At 34.2% G+C, this 11,903-nt stretch carries 11 protein-coding genes; 6 read left to right on the top strand and 5 right to left on the bottom strand.

All coding sequences use genetic code 11. The annotated features are described in order from the left end of the window. Nucleotides 1-93: 93 nt before the first annotated feature. From ABEG63_RS13590 to ABEG63_RS13570, 5 genes are all read right to left on the bottom strand, one after another. Complete coding sequence (locus ABEG63_RS13590) at nucleotides 94-1,689, bottom strand: peptide chain release factor 3 (RefSeq protein ID WP_346585509.1); 1,596 nt, start codon at nucleotides 1,687-1,689, stop codon at nucleotides 94-96. A gap of 355 nt (nucleotides 1,690-2,044) precedes the next feature. After that, the gene (locus ABEG63_RS13585) at nucleotides 2,045-3,232 is read right to left on the bottom strand and encodes an MFS transporter (protein ID WP_346585507.1); all 1,188 of its coding nucleotides are present in this window, start codon (nucleotides 3,230-3,232) and stop codon (nucleotides 2,045-2,047) included. 384 nt (nucleotides 3,233-3,616) lie between these two features. Beyond that, on the bottom strand, nucleotides 3,617-4,357 hold the full coding sequence (locus ABEG63_RS13580; protein ID WP_346585505.1) for a hypothetical protein: 741 nt from the start codon (nucleotides 4,355-4,357) through the stop codon (nucleotides 3,617-3,619). A gap of 3 nt (nucleotides 4,358-4,360) precedes the next feature. Beyond that, nucleotides 4,361-4,615, bottom strand: a complete 255-nt coding sequence (locus tag ABEG63_RS13575; protein ID WP_346585503.1) for a hypothetical protein — start codon at nucleotides 4,613-4,615, stop codon at nucleotides 4,361-4,363. 4 nt (nucleotides 4,616-4,619) lie between these two features. Continuing rightward, nucleotides 4,620-5,048, bottom strand: a complete 429-nt coding sequence (locus ABEG63_RS13570; RefSeq protein WP_346585501.1) for a hypothetical protein — start codon at nucleotides 5,046-5,048, stop codon at nucleotides 4,620-4,622. Nucleotides 5,049-5,160: 112 nt separating this feature from the next. Here ABEG63_RS13570 and ABEG63_RS13565 point away from each other — a divergent pair, with 112 nt between their 5' ends. The 6 genes from ABEG63_RS13565 (at nucleotide 5,161) to ABEG63_RS13540 (ending at nucleotide 11,771) form a co-directional block, all read left to right on the top strand. Continuing rightward, entirely contained in the window at nucleotides 5,161-5,991 is an 831-nt protein-coding gene (locus ABEG63_RS13565) for a type II CAAX endopeptidase family protein (RefSeq protein WP_346585499.1), read from the top strand. Between the two features lie 122 nt (nucleotides 5,992-6,113). Beyond that, nucleotides 6,114-6,695 carry an RdgB/HAM1 family non-canonical purine NTP pyrophosphatase gene (rdgB, locus tag ABEG63_RS13560; protein WP_346585564.1) on the top strand — a complete coding sequence of 194 codons (582 nt, stop codon included), beginning with the start codon at nucleotides 6,114-6,116 and terminating at the stop codon, nucleotides 6,693-6,695. Nucleotides 6,696-6,972: 277 nt separating this feature from the next. Then, a complete protein-coding gene (locus tag ABEG63_RS13555; RefSeq protein ID WP_267406004.1) occupies nucleotides 6,973-7,887 on the top strand; it encodes a ribonuclease Z in 915 nt (304 codons plus the stop codon). 9 nt (nucleotides 7,888-7,896) lie between these two features. Further along, complete coding sequence (locus tag ABEG63_RS13550) at nucleotides 7,897-8,664, top strand: TIGR02757 family protein (protein ID WP_346585562.1); 768 nt, start codon at nucleotides 7,897-7,899, stop codon at nucleotides 8,662-8,664. Between the two features lie 12 nt (nucleotides 8,665-8,676). Continuing rightward, nucleotides 8,677-9,207, top strand: a complete 531-nt coding sequence (locus tag ABEG63_RS13545) for a DUF1003 domain-containing protein (protein WP_267406006.1) — start codon at nucleotides 8,677-8,679, stop codon at nucleotides 9,205-9,207. 305 nt (nucleotides 9,208-9,512) lie between these two features. Continuing rightward, nucleotides 9,513-11,771 (top strand): choice-of-anchor L domain-containing protein, encoded by a 2,259-nt coding sequence (locus ABEG63_RS13540; protein WP_346585494.1) that lies wholly within the window; start codon nucleotides 9,513-9,515, stop codon nucleotides 11,769-11,771. The last annotated feature ends 132 nt before the right edge of the window (nucleotides 11,772-11,903 follow it).

Raw genomic sequence — 11,903 nt, 5'->3', positions numbered from 1 at the left:
TTTATTATGATTAAAATTTATTAATAATGAATTTAACAAAAAAATCCGTAGAAATATTTCCACGGATTTATATTATTAAAATGTTTTGTTGATTTAAGCATTTCTAAATTCACTAATAAAATGCAGTTTCACATTCGGGAATTTCTCCTGCGTCATGTGAATCGTGAATGAAGAATCTGCCAAGAAAACCAATTGGTTGTATTTGTCTCTTGCTAAGAATCTCTGCTTCAATCTTGCAAATTCTTTGAATTCATCAGATTTTTCATCGGCTTCAACCCAACATGCTTTATGCATAGAAAGTGGCTCATAGGTACATTTTGCACCGTATTCATGCTCCAGACGGTATTGGATTACCTCATACTGAAGCGCCCCTACGGTTCCAATGATTTTTCTGCCATTCATTTCAAGCGTAAACAACTGTGCAACACCTTCATCCATAAGCTGATCAATACCTTTTGCCAGTTGTTTTGCCTTCAACGGATCGTTGTTATTAATATATCTGAAATGTTCCGGAGAGAAGCTCGGAATTCCTTTAAAGCTCAATTTTTCACCACCTGTCAACGTATCGCCAATTCTAAAACTTCCTGTATCGTGTAGACCTACGATATCTCCAGGGAAACTTTCGTCTACCACTTCTTTTTTATCGGCAAAGAATGCATTCGGTGAAGAGAATTTCATTTTTTTGCCTTCTCTTACCAATAAGTAATTTTCATTTCTTTTAAACGTTCCTGAAACAATTTTCACGAAAGCCAAACGGTCTCTGTGTTTCGGATCCATATTTGCGTGGATTTTGAAGACAAATCCTGTAAAAGTGCTTTCTTCAGGCTTTACCAAACGGGTGTCACTTTCTTTTGGCTGTGGCATTGGAGCGATGTCGATGAAAGCATCCAATAATTCACGAACTCCAAAATTATTCAAGGCAGAACCAAAGAAAACAGGCTGTAAATCACCTTTCATATAATCTTCACGATTAAATTCAGGATAAACAGACTGAACTAAATCAAGCTCTTCTCTTAAAGTAGTCGCAGCTTTTTCACCGATTACATCATCGATCGAAGTATCATTAATATCATCAAACTTAATAGAATCTCCAACCTTCTGTTTTTTCTCTTCTAAGAATAATTGAATGTTGTTTTCCCAGATATTATAAATTCCTTGGAAATCACTACCCATACCAATTGGCAAAGAAAGCGGACAAACCGTTAATCCTAATTTCTGTTCAACTTCATCCAATAAATCGAAAGCATCTTTACCTTCACGGTCAAGTTTATTAATGAAAACCAACATTGGGATATTTCTCATTCTACAAACCTGAACCAACTTTTCTGTCTGTTCCTCAACCCCTTTTGCAACGTCAATCACAACGATAACTGAATCCACAGCCGTTAAAGTTCTGTAGGTATCTTCGGCGAAATCTTTGTGACCTGGAGTATCCAAAATGTTGATTTTGTGATCTCTGTATTCAAAAGCCAACACGGAAGTTGCAACGGAGATCCCTCTCTGTCTTTCAATTTCCATGAAATCGGAGGTAGCTCCTTTCTTTATTTTGTTGGATTTCACCGCACCCGCTTCCTGAATTGCACCCCCGAAAAGTAGTAACTTCTCTGTAAGAGTGGTTTTTCCGGCATCGGGGTGAGAGATAATCCCGAAGGTTTTTCTTTTTTCTATTTCTTTGATTAAGTCTGACATATCGTATTTTGAAGTTGCAAAAATCGTGAATTTTGTCGAATCCTGAAAATTTGATTTTTATTTTTGATTAAAGACTATGATGAGTTTGAATTTGTTGGAAAAACACAAAGGCGTAAGGTTTAGTAGAAGTATTCTGTTTTTAAGATACAAGGAGAAAATCGAAGATTTTCTTTTATAATGTTAATAATTAATTTTATCGCAGATAAAATCCTCGTGCCTTAAAACATTATATTTAAATAAAAAAACTTTGCGCCTTTGTGAAAAACCAACCTGAAAATTCATATTATTGATTTTTACACTAATAATTACAATTGATTTAGAAAAATATTTAAATTTCTAAATAAAATTCGTGCAATTAATGTTTTAAACTTGATTTTACTTTAAGAAGATAAGCTAATCCCAATCCCACGAAAACCATTCCTGCACTGAAAGGGAAAATATAACTCATCCCGTATATATCTGCCACACCACCAATTAGTGGTCCGGCAACACCTAATGAGAGATCAATAAAAAGTCCGTAACCTGCCAATGCAGAACCCTGACTTGATGGCGAAACACTTTTAATCGCAACAACTCCCAATGCTGGAAATATTAATGAAAATCCTAAACCGGTAACTCCGGCTCCTAACAATGCCATTTGAGAATTGGTTGCGAAGGCGATAATTAAAAGTCCGATAGTTTCTACAATAAGACAAGCGATGGCAACTTTAATTCCACCATAATTATTGATGACATTACTGAAAACCAATCTTCCGGCAACAAACAATCCTCCAAAAATACTTAAACACAAAGCACCGTTATTCCAGTGGAAATAGTTGTAATATAAGGTGATAAAAGTGGAAATGCTTGCAAAACCAATCCCACCTAAAGCCAGACAAACGCCGAAAGGGGCAACTTTACCCAAAACTTTCCAGAAAGACTGTGCTTCCTGAGGATTGGTATTGGTTTTATTTTCTTTTGTTTTGGCAAAAAGAAATCCTAAAATACCCAGAATAATGGAAAGAATCCCGATTCCATATAAACTGAATTCATGTTCAATCGTAACGCCCAAAGAAGCACCAATCGCTAAAGCTCCGTAACAGGCAACACCATTGTAAGAAATGATTTTTGCGGTATGCTTTTCTCCAACTGCCATAATCGCCCAGTTGATCGGGCTCGCGCCAATCATTCCCTCCGCACAACCTGTGAGTAAACGTGTAACCACTAAAAACGAAAGACTGATGAAAGGGGAGAATTTAAAATAATAAGCAATGATTAAAAATATTCCTGTCAGTGAAAAACTGACCATACTAAATAAGACAGCAGGTTTCGGACCTTTTCCATCAATAATCTTACCCGAATATGCCCTCAGAAAAAACGTGGAAACATATTGAAGACTGATCACCAATCCGGCAACTACTAAACTAAATCCTAAACTTTTATTAATAAAAATCGGAAGAACAGACAGAGATAATCCTATGATAAAGTAACCTACAAACGTAAAACATACATAAGTAATCAAGGATAAGTTAACATTCTCTGACCGATTTACTAAACTATCCATTGTGAAAAAAATTAAAGTGCAAAGTTACTCCATAAAAATAGCTTAGAAGAGAAATTTACCTTAAAATAATATGAAATTTTCATCTGTTTTCTTAAAGATAATGATGAAAGGGTATACCTGTTCTTATTTTAGTTAAAATAATATAAGGATTATTTACAGGAGATGTACTTTATATTAAAACCTTGTCAGGATTTATTATCATTAGATCTATTTGAAATGAGATCTAATAAGGATTTAATTAAAATGAGTTCATTTATAACAAATCCTAAAGCGGTTTTATTACAAATGGATTGGTTTTAATTAAATCCTGATTGGGATTAATTATAAATTAAAAATAATTAAATCAATGAGTTTTCATGGAATTAAAAAAATAAGAGAATGGTTTTACTTGTAAAAAAAGATCTTGATGAACATCCATATAACATAAATAATGAATATCAGGATAGCAATCCCAAAGATATAAAAGACAATATTGAATATTTTATCATATTTCTTTTGAGATTCCGTTAATTCAGGCGGAGGCATCAGTTTAAAATAGACCAAAGTATTAGGTTGAATTTTTATATCCGGACGGAAAATCTGTACTCCTTTTAGAAAATGCCTGTAAAGCTGGAATTTGTTTTTTAAAGGATGATATTCCCACTGAAAGCTCAGAATACGTTCGTGAGCTCTGTTAGATTTATCTTTTTTATAGACAATTAATTTTGTGCTTACACGCTTAAAGTTGAGCAGAACGCTTATATCAGATTTATAATTTTCCTTTGCAGCGCACAAGTCTGAATATAAAAACTCTTCTGAAATTTTACCATCCGGCGAAAAGATAAAAGCGCCTTGGTCATTCACCAATACACTGTATTTATTTCGTTTTCTGTTTCGGATAAAATGGATAGCAATGACAAAACTCCCAAGCCCACAAACAATCGCCAGTAAGAATAATAGTAATAAAGTTGAGGTATCTTTCATCAAATTATCTATCAAATCGTGACGAAATAATTCATAAAACGTGAAAATTGAAAGTCCGGAGAATACTACAATAATGAACCAGATTAATATTGCTCCAAAAATCCTAGCCGAGTAACTGATTTGGGATTCCATTGCCGGAAATTTTTCTTTGATATCTGTCATAATTTAAGTGAATGAAAATACAAACCAAAAGATAATTGCACAAATGATGATCGCCAATGAAAATATGATAAAAAGGGATTTATTCTTCACTTTTTTATTGACTGTCCACGTTTCTTTTTCAATATAATAATCAGAAAAAACAGTCGGACTTATCTTGAGATCAGGACGAAAAGTATGAATACCCTGTAAAAAATATGCGTATAAAGAAAGTTTATTGTTTACTGCCAGTAAAGTTAAATTCATATCTAAACGCTTCATTTGCTTACCTCCTTTTTTCAGATGTAACGTAAATTTCAAGAAGAGGGTACATGCCGGATGATCGCGTGGTCACAGATTTTACATCAAATAATTCATCAGAAGAACAAAGGTCTGAATACAAAATTTTTTCGGTAATCCTTTGATCTGAATTGTAATGGAAAATTCCGTCTTTATTGATGATAATTTCTTTCGCCAGTTTTTTTCTTTTAATGAAATAATAATGAAACGCAGGAATTAAAATTAAAAAAGAAATGCTAAAAGAAATGACAGAAGGCCAAAGCATAACGTCAAATCCTCTTTTGTAAATACCGTAAATCGGAAGAATAAAAAATAAAGCAAAAGCGAAAAATAGAAGAATAAAAAAAGTAGCTTTTAAGAGGAATGTCAAAAAAGGACTTGTTTCGGATTTTATACTTGGAAATGGTGCTACCATATTATTTTATGATGAAAAGATGGTGAATTGGCGAAAATAAGTATTTCTTTTTTTAGTTGCTAAAGGCAATCAAAAAAATTATCTTTGTTTTAATAAAAATCGATCAAAAAACATGGAAAACAGCAAATATCCTAAGTTTACATTTACATGGCTCGGCGGCCTTACTTTGTTAGTAGGCTTGTTCGCGGGAACAATGGTGATTTCTTTTTTTAATGTATTCTGGATGTTTGTAATGAAAGAAAATCTTCAGTATAAAGACTGGTTTTTTATGCTGTCTAACGCGACCGGATTTCTTTCTGCAATAGCTTTTTTTGATTTTTTTATTGTGCGAAGAACGACGGGAAAAAAGCTTAATTTCAATTTTTCGCCTACCAATTTTTATACCTATTTATTGATTTTTCCGATGATGATCGGGATGATGTTTATTGCAGAATTTATTACTTCACAAATTCCTACAACAGGTCCGTTTTTCGGAAAATATTACGATTTTTTCACTCAATTGATGGATCAGTTGACAGATGATCCTATAGTAATGATTATTACGGCCGTGATTTGTGCTCCCATTTTTGAAGAGATTATTTTCAGAGGAATTATTCAGAAAGGATTAATTAATAAAGGTGTTGAACCATGGAAAGCCATTTTGTACGCTTCATTAATTTTCGGAGTGGTACACGCCAATCCATGGCAATTGGTAGGTGCGGTTTTATTAGGTTGCGTTTTGGGATTGGTTTATTATAAAACGAAATCTTTACTGCTTCCGATGTTGCTGCATGGGTTCAATAATTTATGCTCCACATTATTAATTACGTATACGAAAACCGAAAGTTTTGCTGATGCTTTTAAAGTTCCTGAATGGATGATTTTAGCCATTGGAATTGTACTTTTTGCCTTGTTTTTTTATCTTTTTACGAGAAAAAATAAAGTGCATTATACTGAGATTTAATTTTAAACACAAATTACACAAATTTTTAAGCACTAGTTTCACAAATAATGTTGGTGTTATTCGTGAAAATTATTTGTGCTTTTAGTGTTTAAAACAAAAAAATAGAATTTAAATAAATGAAATTGGATATGGAATTATTAGTTGCCACACACAACGAACATAAAAAAGAAGAGATTCAGCAGATTTTAGGAAATGAATTTGTCGTAAAAAGCCTTACAGATTATGATATTCATGAGGAAATTGTAGAAGATGGCGATTCTTTTAATGCAAATGCTCTAATTAAAGCTAAATATTGCTTTGAGAAAACAGGAATTCCAAGTTTGGGCGACGACAGCGGTTTGGTAATTGAATCTTTAGACGGAAGACCCGGAATTTTTTCTGCCCGTTATGCTGGCGATCACGATTTTGCTAAAAATATCGAAAAGGTATTAAGCGAAATGGAAGGTGTTGAAAACAGAAAAGCCTATTTCATCACAGTTTTATGTTATTACGACGAAAACGGGGCTAAATATTTTGATGGCAGAGCTCACGGAAATTTATTAACTGAGAATAAAGGGTTTAAAGGATTTGGTTATGATCCTATTTTTGTTCCAGAAGGTTATGAAATGACTTTTGCACAAATGGAACCGGAAGATAAAAATAAAATAAGCCACAGAAAAAAGGCTTTGGATCTATTTTTGGATTTCCTGAAAGTGACAGAATAATTTTTTAGATTGAGATTACACTCAATGTCGACCTAGGAAGTGGAGGCGTTAAGAAAATTTAGATTTAATCCGTTAAAAAATTCCCACTGTTTGAGCACGAGGTAAATGATGAACCGAAGAACAAATTATGAATTCGTGCGAGTTTTGGGGATTTTAGGATTCAATTTAAATTTCTAGTCGGAGCTTCCTAAGTCTTGAATTTTTGTTTCTTTTGTTTCAAGACAAAAGAAAATGTAGATTTTCTGTCGTACATTTGTCTTAATAATAAACAATTAATTTGAGTACTTATTTAACGATATTAGGCTTTAACTCAGCGATTCCTACGATCAATTCTTCTCCCACTGCGCAGTTTTTGGAAATGGAAGAAAGGTCTTTTCTGATAGACTGTGGCGAAGGAACTCAGGTGCAGTTGAGAAAAGCAAAGGCAAAATTTTCGAAGATCAATCATATTTTTATTTCACATCTTCATGGCGATCATTGTTTCGGTTTGCCGGGGCTTATTGCGTCTTTCCGATTATTGGGAAGGGAAACTCCGCTGCATGTTTATGGGCCAAAAGGAATAAAAAAAATGCTGGAAACCATTTTTACGATTACGGAAACGCATCGTGGTTTTGAAGTTGTTTATCATGAATTGGATAAAGATTATTCCGAGAAAATTTACGAAGACAATAGAGTAGAAGTGTATACAATTCCTTTGGATCACAGGATTTACTGTAATGGTTATTTATTTAAAGAAAAACCGAAAGACAGACATCTGAATATGAAGGAAATTGCCAAATACAGCGAAATAGAATCTTGCGATTACCATAATATAAAGGCCGGAAAAGATTTTGTATTGAGCGATGGTTATGTACTGAAAAACGAAGTTCTTACCATCGATCCTGCGCCGCCGGTTTCTTATGCATTTTGCAGTGATACAAGATATTTGGAAAGCGTAATTCCGATTATTAAAAATGTAACGGTTTTATATCACGAGTCTACTTTTTTACATGACTTAAAGGAAATGGCAGACTATACGGGGCATACGACGGCATTGGAAGCGGCAACAATCGCTCAGAAAGCACAAGTTGGGAAATTGATTTTAGGACATTTCTCAAACCGTTATGGTGATCTTACGGTGTTTACCGATGAAGCGAGACAGATTTTCCCGAATACTTTTTTACCGAAGGCGCTGGAGCCTGTGAAAATTTAAAAATTTATGTTGAAGTTTGAAGAATTAAAAATCTTCTTAGATGAAAAGGCAGATCAATACAATCATCCTGAGTTTATAGAAAATGATCCTATACAGATTCCTCATCGTTTTACTTTGAAGCAGGATATTGAAATTGCAGGTTTTTTAGCGGCAACCATTTCTTGGGGAAACCGAAAATCAATTATTAATTCGGCTGAAAAAATGCTGGACATTATGGGAAATTCGCCTTATGATTTTGTGATGAATTATTCTGAAAAAGATTTAACAGAAATTCAGGGTAAAAGTATTCACAGAACTTTTAATGGGGAAGATTTTACCTATTTTATCAAGCAATTCAATAGAATTTATACTGAAAATGAAAGTCTGGAAAGTTTATTTAAAGTAAATGATTCGGAAATTAATTTTTCTCATGCTATTGAACGATTCAGAGCCAATTTTCTTGGAATTGAAAAGCACAGAACGTACAAACACGTAAGTTCGCCCTATAAAAATTCATCTACAAAAAGAATTATCATGTTTCTGAGGTGGATGGTGCGTAAAGACAAACGTGGCGTAGATTTTGGTATTTGGGAAAGTATCGATCAGAAAAATTTATCCATACCTTTGGATGTGCATACGGGAAATATTTCCAGAAAACTGGGATTAATTACAAGAACACAGAACGATTGGAAAACGGTAGAGGAATTGGATCTTGTGATTAGACAATTTGATGAAAAAGATCCTGCAAAATATGATTTTGCATTGTTTGGATTAGGCGTAACTAAAGAATTACTTTAAAATAAAAACACAATGAAAAACGACACTGAAAAAACTGAGATTTTAGAAAAAATTGCCAACGGAATTACCTGGTGGATTGGTTCTATACCTTCATTAATTGCGCATACCTTATTTTTTATCGTTTCATTTCTTTTGCCACTGCTTCATTTGGTAGAATTTGATAAGATGTTGTTGATTCTTACTACGGTGGTTTCTCTTGAAGCCATTTATCTGGCGATTTTCATTCAGATGTCGGTGAATAAAAGTCATGAAAAAATAGAAGATATCCAGGAAGATATTGAAGATATTCAGGAAGATATCGAAGAGATCAGTGAAGATATTGAGGAAATCAGCGAAGATATTGAAGAGATCAATGAAGATATTGAAGATATTCAGGAGGATATTGAAGAAATTAACGAAGATGAAGATGATGAAGATCACAGTGAAAGGGCAAAAGCCGTAATGTTGAAGAGTAATGTGAATTCTAATAAAAATGAAATTAAATCTTTAAAAGATAAAATTCAGGAGCTTCAGAATATGATTGATGAACTGAAAAAAGATTAATTTTATACTAATTTATAAGAACAGTAAATAATATATTTATGAAAAAGGCTAATTGTAGATTAGTCTTTTTTGTTTTAAAATTAGAACTAAATTAGAATCAGATTAGAATTTAAATAAATTGAGTTATCGTTGATAATTATACAGGTTAGCATGGGTTTTTAATCAAAAAGAATTAGTATTTTTGAACAAACAACAACAAAATGTTAAAATATAGACTAAAAAACTACCTTTTTCTCTTAGTATTATTGTTTGTTTCAACTTCTTTATCTGCTCAGAGAAAGCCACCAAAAAACATTGTTAATTCCATGAACAGCAAAGCGGGGGCTTTTATTGATGTAAATGCTGCCGGTTATGCACCTTCTAATTATACGCCGGCACAATTGGTAAAAGACATCTTGATCAACGGAGGATCTACCTGTTCTGTACCGGATGTAAGTAATGTAACTGTAACGCCCAACCAGGCGGCTTCAGAAGCCAATCGTTTTTGGGGATATTTTCATAAAGGAACTACAAACTTTCCTTTTACAGACGGTATTGTTTTAACAACAGGGCAAGCAGCACAAGCCGGAAATGTAGCTGCTAGTGCCAGTTATACCATCCCTGGAGCAGGTACAGATGATCCCGATTTATTGGTAGCAGTGCCTAATAACAGCCCTACAGATCATTATAATGATAATGTAATGTTGGAATTTGATTTTGTACCCAACTCTAATCAGGTTAAATTTAATTATCTATTTGCTTCTGAAGAATATACAAGTAATTATCCTTGTCAATATTCAGATGCATTTGCTTTGTTAATCAGACCTGTTTCTGGAGGTCCTTATGTAAATTTAGCGGTGTTGCCAAATAATGCAGGACCTGTTGCAATGACAAATATCCGTCCTGCTATTACGGGGTCTGGAGGTTGTGCTGCGGTGAATGAGCAATACTTTGATGGATATAATTCGGCTAATATTGTGACAAATTATAATGGAAGAACAGTTCCTTTAACTGCGGTTGGAGATGTAACACCTGGTGTAGCTTATCATTTTAAAATGGTATTGTCCGACTATAGAGACTGGAGTTTTGATTCTGCTGTATTTATCGAAGGGGGTTCTTTTGATATCGGAATTAAAATCGTTGATGGCAACGGTGTTGTCTTGCCTAACGAGTTGAAAATGTGTGACAATACACCACAAACTTTAATAGCTCAAGTATCTCCCCAGCCGGGAATGACTTTCCAGTGGTTTAAGGGAGGAACTGCAATCAATGGAGCAACTGGCGCTACCTATGTGGCTACATCACCAGGTGATTATGAGGTGTCGGTAATGGTTCCGGGGAACAACTGTCCGGCATCTGCTATCATTACCATTTTAGGTGGAACTACGCCAACAGCTCAGAATGCCAACTTAAAATTGTGCTCTACACCTACCAATAGTACATTTAATTTAAATGATGCTAAACCTTTAATCAGTACTACTACCGGAGCAGTGTTCCGTTTTTATACAACACAAGGTGGAGCAACAGCGCAGGATAATACATTTATCCCAGATGCTAACCTTGCAGCTTATAACGGTACAGACGGACAAATTTTATACGTTCTGGTTTCCAACGGTGCTTTCTGTAGCAAAGTGGTGACTTTAACTTTAAATAAAGAAGATTTGCCAATTGCGCAGCTTAACGCAGATAGATTAAGGCTTTGCGTGGGAGAATCTGTAACGTTAACAGCTTCTGGAGGGGTAACTTACCAATGGGGAGATACTTCTAACACAGGAGCTGTGAGAACATTAAGCCCAACACAGACAACTACCTATACAGTATACGCTATCGGAGCTCAGGGATGTAAATCTCCAACGCCGGCAACTTTAACAATTGATGTGGTTCCTGCTATTGTTTCTGATTTAAAAGGCGGAATGATCTGCCAAGGCGATCAAATTACATTAGACGCAGGTGCAGGCCCTAATTACAGTTATATCTGGAGTACAGGAGATACTTCTAAAACCATCACAGTGAGTACTCCGGGTACTTATAGCGTGACAATTACCAATGGAGTTTGTTCAAAAACATTTACAACACAGGTAATTCGTGCGATTATTCCTGAAATAATTAAGGTTGATTACAAAGAAAATGGTGTAATGACGATTACAGCTAGTAATCCAAGTAACGGACCGTTGGAGTATTCTGTTGATAACGGAGTGACTTGGCAAAATTCTAATGTATTTTCAGGAGTTCCAAGAAATACGGTGATTGCTATCCGAGTAAGAGTGAAGAGCACAAGTTGTGTAGGATTCTTAGAATATTTCACCTTTGTAATGCAGAATGTGATTACGCCAAACGGAGATAATTTAAATGATATGATTGATTTCCGAGGAGTTAGTGAGTATAAAGATTTCAAAGGATTTGTTTTCGATCGTTACGGAAAAACAGTTTTCACGGCGAGCAAAATGACCCCTTACTGGGACGGATACTTCCAAGGGAAACGCCTTCCTACAGCTACTTATTGGTATCAGGTAACATTCCAGGATCCTGCAAGTAAGTTGTTGACAGTAAAAACAGGCTGGATTTTATTGAAAAATATAGAATAAGCTTTAAATAAAATTTTAAAAAGACTAGCAATATTGTTAGTCTTTTTTTGTTTCTATGGTAAAAGTAAAATTAATATTCAGTAATAAATAAAAATATATTAGTAATAATACAATTTGCTTTGAATTAAATTT

Origin of the sequence: Chryseobacterium sp. C39-AII1 (genome assembly GCF_039672645.1) — a bacterium.
In the GTDB taxonomy this organism is placed as follows: domain Bacteria; phylum Bacteroidota; class Bacteroidia; order Flavobacteriales; family Weeksellaceae; genus Chryseobacterium.
This window is presented reverse-complemented; position numbering and strand designations above follow the sequence as displayed.

Bases quoted from the DNA above. Each gene is read 5' to 3' on its own strand.
- ABEG63_RS13575 (WP_346585503.1), bottom strand. From the start codon at position 4,615: ATGAAGCGTTTAGATATGAATTTAACTTTACTGGCAGTAAACAATAAA.
- ABEG63_RS13570 (WP_346585501.1), bottom strand. From the start codon at position 5,048: ATGGTAGCACCATTTCCAAGTATAAAATCCGAAACAAGTCCTTTTTTG.
- ABEG63_RS13580 (WP_346585505.1), bottom strand. From the start codon at position 4,357: ATGACAGATATCAAAGAAAAATTTCCGGCAATGGAATCCCAAATCAGT.
- ABEG63_RS13545 (WP_267406006.1), top strand. From the start codon at position 8,677: ATGAAAAACGACACTGAAAAAACTGAGATTTTAGAAAAAATTGCCAAC.
- ABEG63_RS13590 (WP_346585509.1), bottom strand. From the start codon at position 1,689: ATGTCAGACTTAATCAAAGAAATAGAAAAAAGAAAAACCTTCGGGATT.
- ABEG63_RS13540 (WP_346585494.1), top strand. From the start codon at position 9,513: ATGAACAGCAAAGCGGGGGCTTTTATTGATGTAAATGCTGCCGGTTAT.
- ABEG63_RS13585 (WP_346585507.1), bottom strand. From the start codon at position 3,232: ATGGATAGTTTAGTAAATCGGTCAGAGAATGTTAACTTATCCTTGATT.
- ABEG63_RS13565 (WP_346585499.1), top strand. From the start codon at position 5,161: ATGGAAAACAGCAAATATCCTAAGTTTACATTTACATGGCTCGGCGGC.